This window comes from Paenibacillus lycopersici, assembly GCF_010119935.1.
Lineage (GTDB): Bacteria > Bacillota > Bacilli > Paenibacillales > Paenibacillaceae > Paenibacillus_Z > Paenibacillus_Z lycopersici.
The window spans coordinates 1,117,373-1,140,756 of record NZ_CP048209.1 but is presented as its reverse complement, the minus strand read 5'-3'; the positions used below and the strand labels follow the sequence as shown (position 1 = coordinate 1,140,756).

The following is a 23,384-nucleotide window of genomic DNA, read 5'->3' as shown; positions in this document are numbered from 1 at the left end:
TCTCCCCCTTACCATTCGGACGGATGCGCCGGAATGACGAATGACACCGTTGTCCCCGTCCCTTCTTCGCTCTCCACGCGAAGGCCCGTATCGTACAGATGCTTCAGCCTCCTGCCGATATTCCACAATCCGACGCCTCGTTTGCCGGCATTCGCATTCGCATCCGCGTCCAGGTTCAGCACGTCCTGGATTCTGCGCTCGCTCATCCCGCATCCATTATCCGAAACCATAAATTTCGTCCCGCCCGACGTTTCTCTTCTCACCGTTATGCTTACTTTCCCCCGGTCGAACGTCGACAGCAGGCCGTGTCTGATCGCATTCTCCACCAAGGGCTGCAAGGTCAGCGGAGGAATCCGGATGCTCAGGTCCGCCTCCACCTCGTACTCGACCTCAAGCCGATTCCCGAAGCGCGCCCGTTCGATATGCACGTACGCTTCCACAAGCTCCATCTCGCTGCGCAGCGTCGTGAGCGAGCTCAGCTCCTTGAAATCGAAGCTGCTTCTCAAGTATTCCGAGAGATTCAGCGTTAATTCTTCCGCCTTCCGAGGCTCGATAATGCATAATTCGGCGATCGCGTTCAAGGCATTATACAGAAAATGAGGATTGATCTGCGAACGCAGAAAAGCGATTTCAGCGTTCGCGGCGCTGCGCACGGAAGCTTTCAATCGGGTCAAGCTTCGGACGCGGGCCGTCAATTCCTCCGTTTCGAACGGCTTGCCGACAAAGTCGTTGGCCCCGATCTCCAATGCATACCCCGCGTCGTGCGCCATGTTGCGCGCCGTCAATATCAGTACAGGCAGCTCGAAGGAGGAGAACCGCGCCCTGATTGCCTGCAGCACCTCATAGCCAGACATGTCAGGCATCATAATGTCCAGAATGACAAGGGAGAAATCCGGTGTCCGGCCAAGCTCGTCCAGCGCCATCTGCCCGCGATTGACCGTTACGAGGGAGTACCCTTCCAAGCGAAGCAGGTTGATCATCGCCTGCAGATTGGCGGAATCGTCGTCTGCCACCAGAATTCGCTCGCTGCTCTCGCCCTGGATATAGACGGGGTAGTCCGATTTCGGGAGCGCGGCATCCGGATACGCCGCCTCTCCCTGCCGTCCCGCGTCGACCTCCGCGTGGGCATACGCGCGCGGAAGCGTAATCGTGAATACCGCGCCTTGTCCGGGACGGGATTCCAGCCCGATTGCGCCGCCATGGAGCTCCACCAGCTTCTTGGTGATGCTTAAGCCGAGACCGGTTCCTTCGTAGTTTCTGGTCTCGGAAGGATCCCCCTGCTCGAAGGCGCGGAATATGCGCTCCCGCATGGACGCCTCGATCCCGATCCCCGTATCGCTAACCCGGATCTCCGCCGCATCGCCGATCATTCTGGCGGATACGGTCACCTCGCCCCGGTCGGTGAACTTGATGGCATTGCCGATCAGATTATGGAAAATCTGAATCAACCGGTTGCCGTCCGCCTGCACGGCGGGGAAGTCCTGCGGTATGCCGTTGATCAGCGCGATCGGCTTGCCGCCGAGCAGAAACGAATGGATGCGCATCACCGAATCGACCGTCGCCTTCAACTCGGTATTGTTCGTGTGCAGCACGATGTCCCCATGCTTCATTTTGGAATAATCGAGCAATTCGTTGACGAGATTGGCGAGTCTTCTGCCGCTGCCCAGAATAATCGCTAAATTCTGCGCCTGCCTCTCCGTAACCGGCCCCTCGATCCCCCTCAGCAGCGTGTCGGTTATGCCGACGATCGCATTGAGCGGCGTCTTCAATTCATGCGAGGTATTGGAGAGAAAGTCGTCTTTTATTTTATCGGCTTGCAGCAGCCGGTTCTTCATCTCATCGATCGTATGGTAGGCTTCGAAGAAACGGAGAACGATCAGGAAGATGACGACGATGTTGAAGACGACGATATACGCCTGCGCGACCCAGAGATTCCCCTTCAAGGACAGGGCGAACAAAATGATATCCAGCGAATACAGATTGATCGCGACAATCGCCATGAACAGCAGCAAGGCTCTGAACCGGCCGTGAACCTCGCTCCTGATGAAGAAGACGGCGGATTTCCATAGCATCCAGAGCAGCATCGCTTCATACATGGCAATGATATAGACTTGAATGCCCATATACAAACGGATGGGGGCGATGCCGATCAGCACCACGAAGACGCCCAGCACAATCGATATAGCCCGCAGCAGCTTCAGGGAAATCATATGATTGTTGATCTTGTAGAAAAACATGGCAAGCAGTATCATCGTGACGATCGAAACGATATCCTTCGCCCTGTACATGGTTTCAAACGCGGCGTCAGGCAAAAATAACATGAGGGTTCGTTCGTCGATCAAGCCGTGATAGACGGCATACAGCGCGCAGACGAGCGCGAAGATGAGCAGCGAATAGTCGACATTGCGGTAGATCGCCGCAGCCGTAAAACAAATCAGATAGATAAGCGCCAGCGCCCCGAGAATCGCAAGCACGCCGAATTCGCGCGTCGTATTCTGCTCTTCGTGCTTGATCATCGCAGCCTGCTCGCCGAAGTAGAGGGAGATCGGAATGCCCGCATTGATGTAATCGTAGTTGGCCACCTGGACGATGATCTCCGCATCCCCCTTGTCCAGCGGGAAAAGTCCGAATTGCGGTCTGTTGCCCGGTCGATATTCCGCCGCATTCCCGGATGGCGTCCCGTCTTCGAGCAGCTTATGTCCGTTGACGAAGATGGCGCTGGAAAACCGGATATTGCTTTTCTTCAACGCAAAAACACCGCTGAGCGGCATGTTTTTCAATACGACCCGATAGGTAGCGTAACCGTATGAGGGCAAGGACCGCCCATCTGCCATTTTGCCGTTCCATCGGGAAGGCACCTTCATATAGGCGGCGTTGGCGGGCGCCTTATCGCGAAAATCCTCGGGCGTCAGCAGTTCATTCCAGTAAAATTCCCATTCGCCGTCGAGTCTGATGATCGGATTCCGCTCGTCATTCCATGCGGAGAGATCCATGATCCCATTCCGGACGCGCAGTTCGCCGGTTTGGTTATGATGATTCATCAGCATCGACAATGGAATGAGGGAGAAAGCGATTAAGCCGAACAGACAGACGATTAGCGATCTCTTAAACAAGGCAACCCACTCTTATCGTATTGAAATCAACCGTCCTGAGCTAACGGGATCCGGTTGGTCAAGCGTATTGACGAATATGCTTAATTCGACAAATTTTTCAAGATCCCTTCCGCGGATGTCGGATTGTACGACGTCGGACGGCATTCAGCGGCCGGTTTTATTGTCTTGGGCATATATATGGGCATGGACGCCAAAGAGTGGAGCTGCGCCGGCAGCTCCACTCTCTTGTTACATAACTAAATTCGGCGAACAGGTTTACTTATTTATTAGCGCCCAACAGATTCAGCAGGATCGTCACGGCCTCCGCTCTTGTTGCATGATCCCATGGCGCAAACCGGTTACCGCCTTTTCCTTGAACGATCCCGGCCTGCTTCACGATCGCAACGCTGCTCTTCGCCCAAGCCGGGATGTCCTTGTCATCGGCAAAACCGGCTGCGGCGTCCGTTCGGTCGGTCCCGCCGATCGTCCTCGCAATCATGACGGCCATCTCGGCGCGCGTAATGACCGCATCCGGGCGGAAATTACCGGCATCGTCGCCATTAATGATGCCGGCTTGCAGCGCTTGCGCGACTGCCGTCCGCGCCCAGGCTCCGATTCTTGCCGAGTCCTTGAACGTCAAAGCCGCTCCTTCGCCTTGCGGCTTCCATGCATGCATCAGCATGACGGCGAATTCCGCGCGCGTCACCGTTTTATTCGGCTTGAACGTGCCGTCCGGGTAACCGCTGACGATCCCGCCGCTTGCCGCTTGCCTGATTTTGGCTTCGGCCCAATGCCCGTCGATATCGCTGAAATCGACGTTCGGAGCTGCAGCCATTTCTTTCTTATCCACGACCATGACGGCGTACTTCGTGAAGTGGTTGACTTCGACGGCAATTTCATTGCCATCGACCGTGCCTCCTACTTCCACCCATGCCTTCGCGGTTTCGTCATAATAGAATACGGCTACCGTCTGGCCACTGCCTACTTTGGCCGGATCGAACGTAAAGGTCAGCTTGACCGGCTTTTGGAAATTGCCCGAGAAGTTCTTCAAAATTTCGAATATCGGACTCGCCAGCACTTCATGATTCGTTAAGAGCGATTGGATATCCTGCAACTTATGAATCGTCAGGACCAATGCCTGGCCGCTAGCCCCCGCAGGAATCGAAACCGTCACTTCATTCCCTAAGCTTGCCTTGCCTGAATCGCCCGCGGGAAGGGTTAACTTCCCGTCAGCAGGATCATTCAAAGGCTGCGTGGTCGCAGCTGTACCGCCTGTTCCCCCAATGCTGCCGGTACCGCCAGTACCGCCGGTGTTACCTGTACCACCGGTGTCACCCGTTCCGCCGGTACCACCTGTACCACCCGTGCCGCCTGCATCACCGGTGCCCCCAGTGCCGCCCGTACCACCGGTGTCACCTGTTCCGCCAGTACCGCCAGTGTTACCTGTACCACCGGTGTTACCTGTGCCGCCTGTACCACCTGCGCCGCCTGTTCCACCGGTGCCGCCTGTACCGCCCGTACCGCCTGTACCACCGGTGCCGCCAGTACCACCCGTGCCGCCTGCATCACCGGTGCCCCCAGTGCCGCCCGTACCACCGGTGTCACCTGTTCCTCCAGTACCGCCCGTGCCGCCTGTTCCACCAGCGTTGTCCTGGTCGGCGGAGCTGACGACAGATAATAGATTCCCTGCAGCATCGTACGTATAAGTGACGGTCACTCCGTTATCGTAGGTCACCGAAGTAAGCCTGTTCAGTTGATCGTACGTATAGGTCGCAGCCTTCGCGACGGTGCTGAAGCCGAACAAGAATACTAGTATGATTGCGATGCTTCTGAATCGACGAATTGATCTCACCTCTTTCAAAATTAGTCGTTCCCACAGTTTGAATACATGGCTGGATCTTCAAGTCATATACTCCAGTCCGTCTTCGTCTCATCGCCCGCTAAGCTCTATACTAGTTATAGTTAGCGTTAGTGCCCCCGAAGAGGGCACTCCGATCTTTCTGGTATTGCCAGAATCCATTAAACACTCCGCTTTTTCCTGTCTCCGCCAAATCATCTACATATTTAGAAATACCTGCATGTACCATTGTTTCCGTTCTAATGTTTGTAACGGACCCTTTCTTCACTTTAGTAACAAGTCCATCAAATGAAGATCCCCAGTTTCCTCTGCCTGCATTCACGCCCTGGATTTTCACCGCTTTAACGGGAGCATGGATACTGCCAATCAAGGACCCTACCGCAGTATCGGCGGCAAACTCTTTCCAGCTCCATCGATCTCCAATCTGATTAATCGCACTTCCGGCAGCACTCCCTACGACATTGCCCACAGCAATGCCAACCGGCCCATACAGTGCGGATACGCCTGTAATTGCACCGCCTACTGCTGAACCTGTGTAGGCATTCCAACCGCTTGTCGGGGCAAATGCCGATAAACCGGTTTTTCCATTGGATAAATTCGCTACGACATCGCTGATGTATTGGCCAGTTAAACCCGTCGCAGCCCCAACCCCGGCTGCGACCGCATCATCATACCCGACCCAATGCCCGCCGGGATCAATGTGGCTTACCGGATTACCTTGCGCATAAGCATACCGATTCAATTCTTGACTGTTCGCAATGGATCCCAATAGGGTGTCTTCATTAATAAAACGCCGAATCTCGGGATTATAATATCGAGCTCTCATATAGTAGAGACCATTCGAATCTGTCATGACCCCATCTCGACCGCTGTAGAGGAATGGAGTCGATCTATTCCCTTCATGTTCAATGATCTCGCCGAACAGGGAATATTCGAAACGATCGATTACCTTCCCCTGCTCATCCGTTAGACCAACGGTGCTTCCGCGCCGATCGAAGTGATACGTTAGATAGTCGCCCTGCGAATCCTCCTGTCCGATTAATCCTATCCCGTATACATAGTTAGTTTGGGGCACTCCGCGATCATCCGTTACCATCAATAATTGAGTAAGGGATGCTTGCGGGTTGATTACATATCGAGATGCTTGTCCATTCAGCATCATGCCGACTCGATTATTAAGCGCATCGTACTGATAAGCGCTTGTCGAATCGGAACCGTCTGCAATGCGGTTAACGTTTATTAATCGGTTCCGCGCATCATAGTGGTAGGAAACCATCTTTCCGCCCAATGGCCCTGTTAGCATGTTTCCATCGGCGTCATAAGCGATTTCATTACCGTCAACGGTAGCTAACCGATTGCCTTTGGTATACGTCATCACTCTAGATGCTGGAATAGACTGCTCTCCCATCGCGCTTGTCCGGCTTTCTTGTTGTACATCTCCAACCGAGTCGTAACTGTACTGATCATCCGTTATGACCGTTCCATCCGAGGCGACATCTTTGATTTCCGCCAGTTGGCCGGCTTTGTCATAGATACGGCGTTCGATTGAACCATCGGGTCGTGACGTCATGGCTAATCGACCATTTGCATCATAGCCGTACCGTGTTTTTCTTCCCGACCAATCCGTTACCTGGATAAGCCGATAAGCCGAGTCATAGTCATAGCTTACGGTTTTCCCGTCGGGATACGTCAGTGTTTTTAAATTTCCTGCATCATCGTAACTGTATTGAATCGTATTTCCATACGCATCTTCGTACCGGGTTACTTGATTCATTGCATCATATTCCCAGCTAATCGTTCCCAAGGCATCTTGCGCACTCCGAACATTTCCGTTGGAATCATACGTATACGATACCGTTCCAACAGGATCGGTAAAGTTAAGTAACCGCCCGGAATCGTCATACGTATAATCGGTTTCTTGACCGCGTCCGTTGGTCGATTTCGAGATCAGGCCTCTGGCGTTGTATTCATACGTTATCGCATTCCCGGAATCACTGTTTACTCCGGTTAATCGACCTGCTGCGTCGAAATCGAACGTGGTCTTGTTGTGGTTGGGATCCGTTAATGAAGTGCGATTGCCGTCACGATCAAACCCCTGGCTGCTCAGTCCCTGGAGCGCATCGACGACTTGCGCGAGCCGATTATTATCGTCGTATTGGTACCGGGTGCTTCTCCCCAAGGGATCCGTTGCATCTACCAAACGATTCAGAGAATCATAGCGGTAGGTCGTCGCATTCCCTAATGCATCGACTTCCGATAAAAGATTGCCTACTGCATCGTAACTTCTGCTTGAGGTCGTTTGACCTAGCGCATCCGTATTGCCGATTGCATTGCCTACGGAATCATATTGGATCTGCGAAGTATTTCCTGAAGGATCCGTAATACCCGTCAGTTGGCCTTTAGCATCATAGATCATTCTTGTCGTATTCCCTAAAGAATCCATGATTTCCGTTAAGCGGCCTTCTCCTTCATAACTGTAGTGGGTCGTATGATTCAAGGCATCCGTCTGGCTGATTAGATCTCCGTTTCCATTGTACCGGAATTTTGTCATGTTGCCGCTGGCATCGGTTTCGGTTAATTTATGCCCACGACTGTCGTACGTATAGGAGATCGTGTTCCCCATAGCGTCCGTTAAACGTAATATTTGACTCATGTTACTATAAGCGATGGCCGTGACGATCCCTTCCTCGTCACTGATGCTTATGACCCTTCCAGCCTGATCGTAAGTATACGTTGTCTGTTTATGGGTCGGATCCGTTACCGAATGAAGAAGACCGTTTTCGTAATTGAAAACTGTTCTTCCTTTCCCCGGCGAAGTTTTGGATACAACAAAACCGTTATCATCGTACGTATAGTTCGTGGTATTGCCCATCGCATCGGTCGTACTCGTAAGGTGGCCATGACTATCGTAGGTGTTAATAATTTTCTCGCCGGCTGCATTCGCGATCGAGATTAAATGATCTTGATCATCATAAGCCATGGTCTCTGCATGTCCCGCCGGGTCGGTGATCGTAATTAAGTTGCCATGAGAATCATAGGTATAATGGCTTGTATTTCCTTTCGCGTCGGTTTCACTGATCCGATTTCCCCGAGAATCGTAAGCATAAGCGGTTTTATTGCCGAGCTCATCTTGAATCCATGAAAGTTGTCCGAATCTATCGCTTGCATGTTTTCTCGTTTCACCGTTTCTCTCCGTGATAGTCACGATTTCTCCCCAAGAATCAGATGTATCATCGTAACTAAACCGAGTCAGCTGATTACCTGCTACTCCATCATCCTGAGTTAGGACTCTGCCTTTATCATCATACGTATTCGCAAAGAAGGTTACTCCCTCTCCGTCAGTTCCCGTAAGAACATGTCCTGCCGAATCATACGTATAGGTTGTTGTATTCCCATTCACATCCGTGATTGCGGTTAGGAACGCATTCGCGTCATATCGGAATGAAACCGTCCTTCCCATTTTGTCGGACACACGTTCGACTTGCCCTTGGGCATTGTAACTAACCGTCAACGTCTGATCTGTTATCGCCTCAGCGATTACAAGTTTTCCTTCGGAGCTTGTGAGCGTGATATTGTGACCATCCTTATCCTGTATTCCAGTAAGTTTCCCTGATTCATCGAAGAAATAGGCGTTCTTGTTCCCATATGCCAGTGAATATGTACCATCCGACTTCTTCTTCAATGCATATTCCGTCATGCCAGAGGTTTTGGAGTCATACTCCTGTTCTGACGATCCATGGTCTGCGTTCGAGAGCAGAACGGTACCATCCGCTCCCTTGCTTCCATATACCTGTCCGTCGATGAAATCCTTGCTAAAGAACTTCGTATAGTTTGACGGAGACCAGTACACCAAGATCGTTCCGTCTTCTTTTGGCTCGAGCCTTGTTTCGTAGTTGTGACTCCAGCCTTTGCCCATAGACCCGTCATTTAATAACAAGGAGTTGTACCGGAGATCGAAGGAGAACTCGTGGGAGCCCGCGCCCATGACGCTTAAATCCCTTCTTTCGATCACATCGGCGCCGGTGGTGGTATCTACCGGATCCGCCCACATCGAACCATCATCAATTACTTCTTTATATTTTGTAATATGGCTAGGTACGGTTGATATGGTTACAGGCACTTCCGTCGTACTGCCGCCGGATGTGACCGAGAAAGCATCTTTCAGCCTGTAATAAACCTCATCCCGGTCTCCCGCAGCGCTAAAGTTCGTAACGTAAGTGCCGGACAGGCTTTCTCCCGGGTTAAGCACCCCGATTCCTACCGAATCGCCTGTCTGGAGGATCGGGAGAGACTTCCCTGCATCAATCGAAGACATGTAGAATGATGCGCCGGCCTCGTATCTTTCCTTCGTTTTGCTCCCGTTCGGACCGATAATAACGACTTCATGTACGGGCGTCGGCTCGCTGTATGCGCCGAAGTTTGTCTTTAAGTTATAGATCGGTGCGTCAGACTCGTTCTTGATTCTAAACTGAACATAATACTGCTCGCCGAGATAAGCCGAATCTTCCGCCTCCACATAGATATGCAGTGCACTCCCACCCCAAACGCGGAAGGGTTCCGATGTTTTAAACGTCGTATTTACGGGGGCGGAGAACGGCATCAATGTTCCGTTGAAATCGGCTTCAAGATCGTAGCTGCCCTCTCTGTCTCCTCTGACAATCCAATTCACTTCTTTTGTTTCCTGTCCGGCAATGTCTCCTATTCGAATGATAGGACTTTGTTCTTCCGCTGCAGGAGCAAGCGTAAGTCCTTCCGGAAGCTTTAATGCAGCTGTTGCGTTTGCAATTACAAACTGCGGATCCGCCATATTCTGCAAGGACAGCCCTACTTCAAAAAACTCCTTTTGCCATGAGACTTCCTTGGGAACGGTAAGGAAGGCAAGGGTTGGCGGTATTTCAGGATGGTTTGCATACACGATGGCTTTGGGATAGGCGTATCTTGCGAACGAGCCGCTCCCGACTCCACCGTCTCCATAGGCTATAGGGCCGCCGCCGCTTAATATGTCTCCATGGCCGTTTAATATGAGATATTCTACAGGCAGCGGCTGCTGGGCAAATGTCAGGCGAACCTCGAATTTAAATACATGTTGGTTCTCGGGAGCATTGGCATCGATACCTGCGGCTACGATTTCCTCCAGCGACATACGGTGAACATTCGGTTCTCCAACGACAAGCTTTCCTTTTTTGATGCTTACCGTCACTTGCGTTTCCTGGTGCTGGTTAACTTCCGACGTGACTTCAGCAGGCAGATACCCTGTCTTGTATGCAGAAACCTCGTACTTGCCTGGTACGGCTACAATTGCAGCCGTACCGTTACCGTCCGTCATATAATCCTTCGCCGCATGATCGGAGAAATTCACATACACATTTGCCCCGGGAATGACCGCTCCGGTATCGCCGTCAATTACCTTGACCTGCAGTGTTTCCTGCTGCTCCGGATACACGGTCACGATCATAGTATCGCTTGCCGCGTTTCCGGCAGGGTCCGTAACCGTCAACGCAACCGTATAGCTTCCTGCCGAATTATAACTGTGTGTCGGCTGAGCTAAGTCGGAGGTTGTCCCGTCTCCAAAGTCCCATGAATAGGCGGCAATTCTGTCATTGTCGCTAGATCGCTTACCATCGAAGGCGACTTCCATTCCGACAGTTGCATTCTGGTTGTTACCCGCCTTAGCCTTCGGGGCAAAGGGGTCCTGACTGAGCGGAGAAGCAGACGTTTCTTCGCTCATGCTTGCATTGCCGTATCGATCGGCTGCTTCAACCTTGTAGTAGTAATTACTTCCTGGTGCAAGCGGAACATCCGTATACGAAGTTAACTTCGTTTCAGTAACAAAATTGAATGGCCCCTCCGGTGTTAAGCTCTTAAATATCCTGAACCCGGCAAGGTCTGTTTCATTACCGGATGTCCAAGAGAGATCTATCTTCCATCCGCCAGGCGAAGCAGTAACAATAGGCGTGGCTGGCGGATCTACATCAAGACGATATAAAACATCCTTCGGCGTACTTGCGTTGCCTGCCTGGTCATAAACCACAGTTCGTAATTTGTAAGTACCGCTAATTGATGAAGAGGTGTTCCAAACTAGCGATACAACATCACTAGAGGCATTCAGATCCTTAGTTCCCAGCTCGTTCCATTGATCAGCCGGTGCTCCGACTTTCTGGTATTCGATTGTTACTTTCGAAAGCTTGTAGTTATCCGAAGCAAGCACATTTATGACGGGATTTGCAGGGAGTATTGAAGATTCAGAAGGAGATATACTAATCACCTTCGGAGCCTCATTATCCATTGTATATTGCGCATAAAGCGTTAAATTCGCTTCACCCATCGTTAACGTTGCACCAGGAGCGAAGCTCGTTCCGCTGCCGTCCGCAGTCGTGTTCCATCCAGCGAATATGTAGCCTGGCTGTGCCAGCTTTCCAATATTGTCGTACACTCGCACTGTGTCTCCCGATGTATAGAGGCTGTTGTCGATTGGCACATCACCAGACATTGCCCTATTGCCATGGTATATGACTGAGAATTTGGATTGTGGTGTAACATCCACTTCTTCGGAGTAGCCGCTGCTTCCCCCTGCATTACTTGCCTTTACCGCATAATAGTATCTTGTGCCGTTCACCAATCCTGTTGCCGTAAAGGTAGAATCAGTCACCGTTGCAATCGGATTTGTACTATACGAACCGGGCGATGTTCCTTCATAGATACTATAAGTTACTGTCCCTGTGCCTGATACGCGGCCCCAGGCTAACACGACTTGCTTGTCCCCTTCCGTTACCACAAGGCGCGTCGGGCTATTCGGTGTAGTTAAGACATTGAGCTTCCCTCTCTGGTCCGATTCCATTTCATTGCGTGCAACTACCGTAAACGTATACATGGTGTTGGAAGCTAGTCCGTTAACTGTATAGGCAGGACTGGTCACGGTGGCGATCGCCGCAGCGCTTTCGTTCTTATAGATGTTGTACGCAGTCGCTCCCGGTACCGCATCCCACGTCAGCGTAGTGGATTCGGACGTCGTGCCGCTGGCTTCCAGATTGATTGGCGTACTGGAAGTATGCGACAGTTGTTCCACTCCGAAATCCCCGCCTGCGTACAACGTACCGTTGACATTCAGCAAAGAGTACACACGGGACGGCGAGCCGTTCATCTGCGTCCACTTGCCGTTGCTGTATGACCATACGTCATTAGCACCATTAGTTGCCCCCGCGTAGAGCGTACCGTTGTCGTTCAGCAAGGAATTTACATGAGATGGCGAGCCGTCCATCTGCGTCCACGTGCCATTGCTGTATGACCATACGCCGCCATTATAGGTCCCCGCATACAGCGTATCGTTGTCATTCAGTAAGTTAGTAATACCGTACGGAGACCCGTCCATCTGCGTCCATGTGCCGTTGCCATATGACCATACGTCATTAGAACTATCATAAAATGCTCCCGCGTATAGTGTTCCGTTAACATTTAGCAAGGTTTGTATACTGCTTGGCGAATCGTTTATCAGCGTCCACGCGCTGCCGTTACTGTATGACCATACGCCACTCATTGTCCCCGCATACAGCGTACCGTCCACATTCACCAAGGCGTACACGTAGCGTGGCGAGTTCATCGGCGTCCACGTGCCGTCACTGTATGACCATATGTCATTAGAACCATCGAGTGTGCCCGCATATAACGTACCGTTGACATTCAGCAAGGCGTACACATAGCGTGGCGAGCCGTCCATCCGCGTCCACTGACCGTTACCGTATGACCATACATATTTAGTCGTCCCCGCATACAGCGTACCGTCGACATTCAGCAAGGAGGTTACATTTGGGGGCGATACGCCTACTTGCGACCAAGTTAACGGGTCTGCCGGGTCTGCTGGGTCTGTCGGGCCATTCGGGTCTGTCGGGCCAGTCGGATTATTCGGCATAGTTACGACATTGATCGCGCCGCTTCGAGCCGACTCGGTTCCGTTAATTGCACTCACCGTAAACGTATACGCAGTGTTCGGAGTTAATCCGTTCACGATATAGGCAGGACTGGTCACGGTGGCAATCGCTGCATGGTCCCCGTTCTTGTAGATGTTGTAGGCAATCGCTCCAGGTACGGCATCCCACGTCAGCGTAGTAGATTCGGACGTCGTGCTGCCGGCTTTGAGATTAGCCGGTACACTGGAATAATATGCCGTCAGCTGCATGACACCGTCATATCCACCCGCATACAACGTACCGTTGACATTTAACAAGGAATCTACAAGTTCCGGCGAACCGCTCATTTGCGTCCATATGCCGTTACTGTACGCCCATACGCCGATGCCGTTTGCCCCAGCATATAGCGTGCCGTTCACATTCTCCAAGGCAGTTATATTGCCATACTCCGGCGAACCGTCCATTCGGAGCCAAGTACCGTTACCGTATGACCATATGCCGAGGCCTTCCGTCCCTGCGTACAGCTCGCCATCAACATGAAGCAAGGAAACTACATCCACCGGCGAGCCGCTCATCTGCGTCCACGCGCCGTTACTGTATGACCATATGCCGGTGTAATATGTCCCCGCATACAGCGTACCGTCGACATTCAACAAGGTAGTCACATACTCCGGCGAGCCGCTCATCTGCGTCAACACGCCGTTACTGTACGACCATACGCCGGAGAAATGCGTCGCCGCATACAGCGTACCGTTGATATTCTCCAAGGCTGTCACGCTGTAAGGCGAGCCGTTCACCCACGTCCACGTGCCGTTGCTGTACGAATATATGCCGGTGCCATATACCCCCGCATACAGCGTGCCGTCGACATTCTCCAGGGCTCTCACGCTACTGTAATCCGGAGAGCCGCTCATTTTCATCCACGTGTCGCTATTGTATGACCATATGCCGGTATCCCCCCCTGCATACAGCATATCGTCGACATTCAACAAGGAATTCACTGACCCCGGTGACGGTTGTCCCACTTCCGACCAAGCTGGCGAGTCCGCATGGGCTACTTTCACTGTACCCGGGAAGTTTGGCACCACAAATGCCAATAGATTAATGATGAGATACACGACTAGCCGTTTTTTCGATAGATATCGCATTTTTTCCCTCTCATCCCTATTTTTCTCGATCGAATTGTATGAATGCTTCCATTATAGGAAATTCGCCGTTACCGAATCGTTACACGACCGATGGGCTCCCTATTCCGGCATTCCGACAAAAAATCACCTCCTTACAGGATCTGAACGAGAGTCAGACACAGTGAGGAGGCTGTTGTCGTCGCCTATTGAATGTTCTATCAATTGAGTTGTATGAACTGGTTGGAGAGACTCTCGAAATACAGCGCGGAATCATGACGATTCATGCTTGCTTCCCAGTACGCCACCATGGACGAAAGCGTGGCCAGCTGCTCTTCCGTTCGAAACTTCAGGTCTACGAACCACTGATCATAGATGCCTGTCAAAAATTTATTGCCTTCGACCGTTCCTAGAAGTTCTTTGGCGCGAGCCATACCGGTATGTTCTTGGATATCCGTAAAGATAAGCTCCTTCAGCGTGCTCGAGAATAAGACAAGATCGCATTCGATATCCGCATCGAGTCGTATGGCATTGCGCGTTGTATGCAAGACCGAGGTGCCATTCGGCAAGATCAGGAGCTTCTTCAAATAATTCAGATACACCCTTAAATTATTCAAAGCCGTAACCAGATTTAAATTCGGGAATAGCGCATCGCATAATTCTTCTCGGGTACACGAGGGATTAAAAATCAGGAAGGCAAGAATGTTTTTCGCAAATCTTTTGTCCCATCCCGCTTTTAGTTCCGAACCGTTCAGACTCACGCGAAAGGAATGGATAAGGGTTACGCGCAATACATTCGGAGTAAGCGCGGCATGCATGGAGGACTGAAGCGAAAGCGGCAAATGGCTCGAGATGCTCCATCTTCTCGTGAATGCAACCGTGTTATTCATTTTCCTTCGGATAAAATCCATGACCCAGCTTGCCGACAACTCGGGCTGATCGATAAATAAAGCATTCGCCGCGTTCGGCACGATCAATAACGTAGCGTTTCCAAAATAGCCGGTCGTGATGGATTGCAGTTCGGGCAGGTACAAGCTATCCTTCTCTCCGGCTAGCAATAGGACCGGACAGATAATCGTTTTGGCAGCTTCGAACGGACGATCGATCATTTGCAGCTCTAATAGTTTCAGATATAAGTTCACGTTGGTTTCGGAATAGGCCTTCATGATGGCTTGAACCGGCGCGCTATCCGTTTCAAGCAACGTGAGGTGGGAAACAATTTCGTTTTGAATCGTTGCGTTCAAACCATGGCTGTGAATGGTTTCGATATAAGTCTCGATGACCTCTCTTCCTTCTTTCGGAGGGTAGAACAAGACGCTGGAGATTAATACGAGCGATTGTACTTGACCGGGAAAAGCCCCCGCGTAACTCATCGCTAGCGACGCGCCAAAGCTATGGCCGACCAGATGCAGCTCTTGCACGCCGATCCGCTCCGTTCGCTTGTGAATCTCGTCGCAAATCATTTTCCACGAAAGGGGACCTTCCCATTCTCCATGCAGATCGATTCGAATGACGTTGCATGTCTCGTTCAATAAATCCGCGAAGCTCCCCCAGAGCGTCGAATTAAATCCGTTCCCATGCAAAAGCATGATCGTTTCATTTGTTTCAATCTTCGCTTGCCGATAATCAAATGCTATCAACTCTTCCAGAGTTGCCAACATCCATAATCACTCCACGCTTCAAGTTTGATAATGAGTGAAATCTATATCTATAGAACCAAGTAGATCTTTTATCCTATTGCATTTTACGCGGGACCACCCGGCATGTCCAGCCAACAATTGGCATTATTGGCATGTCGGCATACCGCGCAGCAAATATTTTAAGCAAGCCCTCCAGCATATGGCAAACGCTCGCTCCTCTTCACTTCTGCCGGCTGGCTGACCCGCATTGCCAACGCAAAAAACACCTCCAGGTAGTCCTCCATGTTGTACGACATGGTCTTCTCCTGAAGGTGGTTTATTCGTCTCGCGTTACGGTGAGCCTCATAGGCCGTCGCTATGGGGTTAACTTTGGTCACTCATTTACTTGACGCAATTCGATCTGGCCTTCCCCATGTCCCATCGGGTCCGGACACCGCATGGCCCACTCGATGGCCTCTTCCCTCGACTTCACTTCAATCAGGAAGAACCCGGCAATCCATTCTTTCGATTCCGCAAACGGGCCATCCGTAACCATAACCGACCAGCGACATTAAGCTTGTCCCTTCCGATAGGCCAGCGGGCTGACATTGAATTGCTTCTTGAACGCCTTGGAGAAGTACGACATATTCCCGTACCCCGCGATTAGCGCGATTTCGCTGATCGGCTTGTCGCTGCCGCGGAGCAGTTCTCTGGCCAGCTTCATCTTCTCGCTCTGGATGTATTCCGTCAGCGATTCGCCTGTTTCTTTCTTGAACAGGCGCGACAAGTAGGCAGGGTTGAGGCTGACGAGCCGGGCAAGCTCCATGCGCTCGATTTTGTCGCTGAGACGATGCCGGATATGATGTTTGATCTTGCGGACGATCGAATCCTCCTCGCCTCTAACGAACCGAATCGCGGTATCCGTAACCTCGTATGCCCATTCCTCCATCTGCAGGATGGTCTTGGGCGGCGGGGGCTGCACGAGCGCAAGCGCTTCGGCGAATACTTCCTGGACGGTCTTGCCCCGTCTGTGCAGGACGACATAGATCGTCTGGAGCATGCCGTGATAATAGAGCGTAAGCGCGTCGGCCCTGCCTCCTTCGAACTTTAGCTCGACCAGCGAATCATGAATGCGCGAACGCAGCAGCTGCGATTCGCCCTGCTCGATCAGCGACGGCCATTCGGACATGTCGATCGGGCTCAACTGCTCGACAGGCTCGCTGCCTCGCTCGTACCGATAGACGACATGCGACCTGCTGATGTTATCGTACTCCATCTTCAGCAGCGCCTCGTAGACCGTCTTCAGCCGATCGATGGGCACGGGCTCCCCGATGTAACAGGATACTTTGCAGTAGAAGTTATCCCGGCAATAGCCGATAAACTGTTCGCAGCGCGATGCGAGCGCCTCCATATCCAGCTTCTCGCCCTTCCCGCAATAGATCAAGATCGCGTTAGCGCCGCTCCCGTCCTGCAGCGCGCAGCCCGGTCCGCCCCGGAGGACGATCTCTTCGGCTACGTTGCGCACCGCGTACTCCATCAGTTCCTCGTCGTGCTCGCTTAACGGCTGTGTCCACTGCTCCACGCTGATCAAGATCGACAGCACGTCCATCGCTTCGCAGTCGAACGGCACGGCGTACTCCCGCAGAGCCCGGGCGAGCAATTCGCCGGATGCCGAGATGCGCGCGGCGAGCATATCCTGCCAGAACCGCTCGACGAGCAGCGGTTTCTTCCGGTCCCAGAACGCTTTCGCCTTGTCCTGCGCCGCCTCCCATTCCCTGTCCGCCGCGATCGACGCGGCGATCTTGCCCGCCTTGCCCGTCAGCTCGCCGAAGTCGACCGGCTTCAGCAAATAGTCGTGGCAGCCCAGCTGAATCGCCCGCTGCGCGTAGTGAAACTCGGCGTGGCAGGTCAGAAACAACGTGACCAGCCCAGGCTGCTCGGCACGAATCCATTCCAGCAGCTCGAATCCGTCGCCTCCCGGCATTTCGATGTCGCATATAACCACATCGATGGCATTGTGCCGCAGCATGTCCGCCGCATCCTCGATGTTATAGGCTTCGAACACTTGGCCGAAGCCCAGCGACGCCCAGGGGACGCCCAATCTCAGCCCCTCTACGGCATATATCTCGTCATCCACGATCAATAGGTTGAGCATCCTGAACTTCTCCTTCCTGGGAGGACACGCGATACGGAATGACCATCACGACGCGCGCGCCCTTCGGCTCGACATTGGACAAGCGAAGCTCGGCTTCCCCCCGGTACTGAATCTTCAAGTGGTTATATACGTTCCATATGCCGATATGCGCCTTGGTATAGGCCGGATCGGCTAGCGTCTCGGTCAAATGCTCCGTCAAGCCAGCCGGGAATCCCTTCCCGTTGTCCTCGATGACGAGCTCGATGAATCGGCGGCCTTCCCTGTCGAGGACGCGCGCCCGCACCGTTACGCAAAACAGATCCCTGCCGTTCGAAAAACCGTGCTTGAGCGCGTTCTCGACGAACGGCTGAACGGTGAGCGGCGGCAGCTGCGCAGCTGCCGCCGCGTCTTCCATCTCCCACTCGTACGCCAGATGCCTCGGGAATCGCAGCTTCTGGATGTTCATATAATGCTCGACGTTCGCAAGCTCCTCGCGTACCGTGATCGCATGCTCCTTCAACCGGGCGAAGAACCGCAGGTACTCGACCATATGACGGGTCATTTGCTGGATCAGCCGAACCCTGCCCGTCTCGGCAAGATTGTAGATGATGTTGAGCGAGTTGAACAGGAAGTGCGGATTCATCTGCAGCTGCAGCTGTTTGATCTCGGCCTTCTGGGAGCGAATTTCCTCTTCATAGACATGGATTTTCAAATCCTGGATTTCCGAAGCCATATTGTTGAACGTCTCGCCGATAAGAGCGAATTCTGCAGACCGGCCCGCTGCCAGACGGGTATCCAGATTCCCCTTGCTCAGTTGGCGCATCCCCTTGACGAGCCGCTGCATCGGATCGATGACCAGATTTTGCACGTACGCCAGGAAGATCAGCAGCACGATGCCGGCGGCGAACGGAATCACGTACCCGATGCGCTGGAACATCGGCACCTGCTGCAGCATCACCTTCTCGGGAATCATAACGGCCAGCACCAGGTCGCACAAGCCGAGCGGATGGCTGACCATCAGGTACTTCTCGGCGCCGCGAACCGTGCGGTAGGCCCGCTTGCCGCTGCCGTTGTCGCTTGCGCTTGCGACAATCGCCGCGCTGCCTTCGGCGGCCGCGTCCGGCGGCGGACCGGGCGTGAGCCATGCTCCCTCGCGGCTCAGGAAATACGCATGAATGCTTTGGTCGCGCGCAATCAGTTGCAGCGGCTTCATAAGCACGTCCAGCCGGATCAAAGCGCCGGCGTACGTATTCGTATCCGTCTGGACGATGCGCAGCAGGAACGAGTCGCCGCCGATGCTGCAATGCTGCCACAGCAGCTCGAACGGCGCGATCCGATCTCCTTGACCGGCGCCCTCGAACAGTCCTTTCAGATAGCTTGCGATGCCCTCCGCTTCCTCGTACGATTTCTCATTCGGCTGGGCCATGATCAGATCGCGGTTATTCGGGTTGTACACGAATTCGAGATACATGCTCGGGTTGTACTGGAAGTCCGCGTACAATCTCGAGCTGACGGCGACCCGGGTCATCGTATATTCGTCCAGATCGCCGGCATGATAGACGAGGGAACGAATGACGGGCTCCTGGTTGGCCAGCCGGTACAGGTAGCTGTTGCCGGTCTCCAGCGTCTGATCGAGCTGGTCCCCGTAGAGCGTCAGCAGCCCGGCATTGTAACCTGCCGCCTGCTCGCGGACGACCTTGCTGGAATAATAATTGGTGTAGAGCAAGAACGCGACCAGCGGCACGGTAATTAAACCGAACGCCACGATCACTTTCTGGCGCAGCGTCATGCGGACGTCCTCCTTGCCGGGCCGCGGCCTGCGGCATCAACGTAAGCTTCTATTAACGTAAAATCTATTATAAAACAAATGGCGGAAAGCGCGAACCGGTTACCGGTTCGCGCTTGCCTCGCCCGTTCGGCGCTGACGGCCTACTTGGCCTGCGCCCACGCGTCGAGCTGCTTCTGCTTCTCCGCGATGATCTTCTCCAGACCCGCGGCTTTTAATTTGGCATTGTATTGAGGCAGGTACTTATCGGGATCGACCGTGCCGGTCATGATCGCGCCTCCGAACTCGGCCCCGGCGTTGCCGACAGCCGACACTTCGTTCTTGACGTTCGTCGGATCCCAGACGAAGCCGAGCGCCGGCGACTTGGTAGAGCTGTCGTTGAAGGCCTTGAATTTCTCCCATTTCTGCGGATCCTCGTTGCTCCACAAGTACGTGTTCAGCTGGTTGCCGAACATCCAGGCCGTGCCGGGATTGAAGCCGCTCGTCTGCGAGGTGACGCCCTCCGGATAGTCGAGCATCCCGTTCGCGTTCTTGACGTAATGCTTGCCTTCGATGCCGAAGTCCAGCATATTCAGCAGCGTCTTGTCCGTGTAGAGCAGATTCAGGAACATCATCGCGCGCTCCGGATCCCCGCTCGTCCGGGAAATGGCCAGCATCGCGCCGGTCGCTTCGCCGGTCGTCGTCTGCGGCTTCGTCAAATCCTTCTGCACCAGCTCGACGCCGAGCTGCGTGCTCATTTCCGCATCCTTGCCCGGTTTGGTCGTTACCGCGAACGCGAAGCCCTTGCCCGCCTTGACGATGTTATACAACTGATCGTCCTTGAGCGTCGACGCATCCTTGTTGATGAAGCCGGCCTGGTACCACTGGCGCATTTGATGCACGGAATCGACATACTGCTTCGTCTCCAGCAAATTGACGACTTTCAGGTCGCCCGCGGCCGGATCAAGGACGCCCGAGCTGTCGCCCAGGTAGTCCAGCGAATACCCGGTAAGCAGGCCCGGCAGGTTCAGGCTGCCGGATTGCACCAGCGGCGTCACGCCCGGCTCCTTGTCCTTGATCGTCTGGAAGATCGGCGTCAGATCGGAGAGCGTATGGATCGCGTTCAAATCGATGTTGTACTTGTCGACCAGGTCCTTGCGGAACAGCATGCCCGCCGCGCCCGCGAACTCCTTCAATGTCGGCACGGCGTAGTTATGGCCGTTGACCTGGCTGCCCTTGAGCCAGTCCGGACCGAGCGTATCCTTGATGCCTTGGCCGTACTGATCGAGCAGCTCGTCCACTTGCAGGAATTGGCCTTTGGCAACGTTGACGTTGTAGCTCAGGTACGAAGCCGTGAACATCAAGTCGAATTTCTCATTCGACGTGAACATCAGGTTCGATTTATCGCCGTAGGCACCCCAATCGATCGGCTTGAGCTCGATCGTCGCGTTGATTTTCTCCGTCAAATACTTGCTGATCTCGTCCTGTACGAGAGCCAGATCCCCAGGCGTCGACCCCGGATAATACATGACCAGCTTGTACGGCTTCAGCGCCGGCTTCTCGCTGGCGGCATTGGCATTGCCCGCCGTCTTGGCGTTGCCCGCCGCTTCTCCCGCCGCGTTGGCGGCGTTCTGTTCGTTCGAGGTGCCGCATCCAGCCAGTGCGAAAGCGGATACCATGGATAATGCCAGCATGGCGCCGATCTGTTTCTTCATCGTTCTTGACCTCCCAATGACGTTCGATAATAGTATAGCCTTGCTTGTCAACGCTTAACTTGCCTGCCGGGCTCCCCGGCCTGCATCACCTCCCACGTGGATCGATTCGCGGGCCTGACTGCCTGTGCTCAGCCCTTGACGGCGCCGACCGTCAGCCCCTGAACGAGATAGCGCTGGAAGAACGGATACGCCAGCACGATCGGTCCGACGCCGATGATCGCCATCGCCATCCGCATCGTCTCGGTCGGCGCCGTCGCCAGAATGGCGGACGCGTTGCCCGCGCCGGACTGCGTCGACAGGAACTGGATGTCCATCAGCGTCTTCTGCATGATGTACTGCAGGCTGTACCATTTGACGTCGGAGATGAAGATGAGCGAATTAAACCAGTCGTTCCAGTAGCCCAGCGTCATGAATAAGCCGATCGTCGCCAGCACCGGCAGGGAGAGTGGCATGACGATCTGCCACCAGATGCGGAACTCGCCCGCGCCGTCAATCGTCGCCGATTCCATCAAGGACGGCGGGATGCCCTGGAAGAACGTCCGCACCACGAGAATGTTAAAGCCGTTCATCAGCAAGCCCGGCAGGACGAGGCCCAGCATGGAATCCTTGACGTTGACGAAATTGGTAAACACGATATACCACGGCACCAGGCCGCCGCCGAACAAAATAGTGAAAAACACGAAGAACGAAAAGACGTTGCGCAGCGGGAAATCCCGCCGGGCCAGCGGATAGGCGAAGAGCGCGGTCAACAGCAGTCCGGCCAGCGCCCCGGCGACAGTCACCAGCACGGTCACCCCGTACGCATGCGCGATCGCCCCATGATCCGCCCACAGATACGAGTAAGCGGCCGTGCTGAACTTATGCGGAATGAAGGAGTAGCCGTGGATGTAGACCGAATCCTCATCCGAGAAGGAGACGGATAACACCAGCACGAGCGGCAGCACGACGATTAATGCGGCGATGCAGAACAGCCCGTTCAATACGGTCTGATAGAGCGACCGTTGGCGGCGTTTCGCGGCCCGGAACGTTCCGGGCCCCGCCGATAACAAGGCTTGCGACTTGTCCATGTTTCTTCTCTCCTGTCAGAACAATGCGTTTTCCTTGCTGAACTTGCGAACGACCAGATTGACGACGAGGATCAGCACGAAGCCCACGGCGGATTGGTAGAGACCGGCGGCCGACGACATGCCGGTATCCCCGAGCTGAAGGAGCGCCCGATACACGTAGGTGTCCACGACGCTGGTCGTCGATTGAATCGTTCCCGAGTTCATCGTGACCTGGTAGAACAACCCGAAGTCGGAGTAGAATATTTTACCGATCGCGAGCAAGGTCATGATGATGATGATCGGCATGATCAACGGGATCGTAATCCGCGTGAATTGATGCCATTTGCCCGCGCCGTCGATCACGGCCGCCTCGTAATATTCCTTATCGAGCCCGATAATCGCGGCGAGGTAGACGATGCTGAGGTAGCCGACGCTTTTCCAGGTATTAACGATGACGAGAATGTACGGCCACACCTTCGGCTCGTTGTACCAGTTAAGCGGTTCCAGACCGAGCCATGGCAGCACCTTGTGGTTCAGGAAGCCGTAATCCGAGCTCAGGAATGCGAACACCAGGTAGCTGACGACGACGGTAGAGAACAGATAGGGCAGCAGCATCATGCTTTGGTAGAACCGCGCCGCCAGCCGGCTTCGGATCTCGTTCAGCAGGATCGCCAGCCCGACGGCGCACACGAGATTGATGATGATGAACGCGAAGTTGTACAGCAAGGTGTTGCGCGTGATGATCCAGGCATCCTGGGTGTCGAACAGAAACCGGAAGTTCTTGAAGCCGACCCAGTCGCTGCCCCAGATGCCCTTGGCATAATTGATGTTCTTGAACGCGATCGCGACGCCGAACATCGGCAAATAATTATTCAGCAGAAGATAGAGCGTTCCGGGCAGCAGCATAAGCAGCAGTACCTTGTATTTGCGCCAGAATTTCCGGTCGAACAGCACGAGCATGGCAGTGAATCACACCCTCTTCTCTTTCTTTCGTTCGTTGTGCCCTCATTATAGGACAGCGCCGACCGACGCACACACCGCGCGCGTGACCGAAACTTGTACTCTGGTGACATTCCGCGGCACGACAAAAAAACGGTCAGCCGATTGCCGGCCGACCATGGTTAAGT

The 23,384-nt window shown here is 53.6% G+C and carries 9 protein-coding genes and 1 pseudogene; all 10 read right to left on the bottom strand.

What is annotated here, in order from left to right; all coding sequences use genetic code 11:
* Positions 1 to 8: 8 nt before the first annotated feature.
* The 10 genes and pseudogenes from GXP70_RS04935 to GXP70_RS04890 all read right to left on the bottom strand — a co-directional run bounded on the left by GXP70_RS04935 (position 9) and on the right by GXP70_RS04890 (position 23,217).
* Positions 9 to 3,113: an ATP-binding protein gene (locus tag GXP70_RS04935; RefSeq protein ID WP_162355442.1), complete on the bottom strand. Its 3,105-nt coding sequence runs from the start codon at positions 3,111 to 3,113 to the stop codon at positions 9 to 11.
* A gap of 259 nt (positions 3,114 to 3,372) precedes the next feature.
* Positions 3,373 to 4,944: an S-layer homology domain-containing protein gene (locus GXP70_RS30160; protein WP_318652432.1), complete on the bottom strand. Its 1,572-nt coding sequence runs from the start codon at positions 4,942 to 4,944 to the stop codon at positions 3,373 to 3,375.
* A 100-nt stretch (positions 4,945 to 5,044) separates the two neighbouring features.
* Positions 5,045 to 14,002: a fibronectin type III domain-containing protein gene (locus GXP70_RS04925; protein ID WP_162355440.1), complete on the bottom strand. Its 8,958-nt coding sequence runs from the start codon at positions 14,000 to 14,002 to the stop codon at positions 5,045 to 5,047.
* A 197-nt stretch (positions 14,003 to 14,199) separates the two neighbouring features.
* Positions 14,200 to 15,639, bottom strand: a complete 1,440-nt coding sequence (locus tag GXP70_RS04920) for an alpha/beta hydrolase (RefSeq protein ID WP_162355439.1) — start codon at positions 15,637 to 15,639, stop codon at positions 14,200 to 14,202.
* Between the two features lie 352 nt (positions 15,640 to 15,991).
* A pseudogene (locus tag GXP70_RS04915) lies at positions 15,992 to 16,150 on the bottom strand (YciI family protein); the annotation flags it as partial.
* An 18-nt stretch (positions 16,151 to 16,168) separates the two neighbouring features.
* Entirely contained in the window at positions 16,169 to 17,752 is a 1,584-nt protein-coding gene (locus GXP70_RS04910; RefSeq protein ID WP_162355438.1) for a response regulator transcription factor, read from the bottom strand.
* A complete protein-coding gene (locus GXP70_RS04905) occupies positions 17,727 to 19,520 on the bottom strand; it encodes a sensor histidine kinase (protein WP_162355437.1) in 1,794 nt (597 codons plus the stop codon). The genes GXP70_RS04910 and GXP70_RS04905 overlap by 26 nt, the downstream gene beginning before the upstream one ends.
* Before the next feature lie 140 nt (positions 19,521 to 19,660).
* Complete coding sequence (locus GXP70_RS04900; protein ID WP_162355436.1) at positions 19,661 to 21,211, bottom strand: ABC transporter substrate-binding protein; 1,551 nt, start codon at positions 21,209 to 21,211, stop codon at positions 19,661 to 19,663.
* A 128-nt stretch (positions 21,212 to 21,339) separates the two neighbouring features.
* Positions 21,340 to 22,278 (bottom strand): carbohydrate ABC transporter permease, encoded by a 939-nt coding sequence (locus GXP70_RS04895; RefSeq protein WP_162355435.1) that lies wholly within the window; start codon positions 22,276 to 22,278, stop codon positions 21,340 to 21,342.
* Between the two features lie 15 nt (positions 22,279 to 22,293).
* Entirely contained in the window at positions 22,294 to 23,217 is a 924-nt protein-coding gene (locus GXP70_RS04890) for an ABC transporter permease subunit (protein WP_225442667.1), read from the bottom strand.
* Positions 23,218 to 23,384 lie beyond the last annotated feature (167 nt).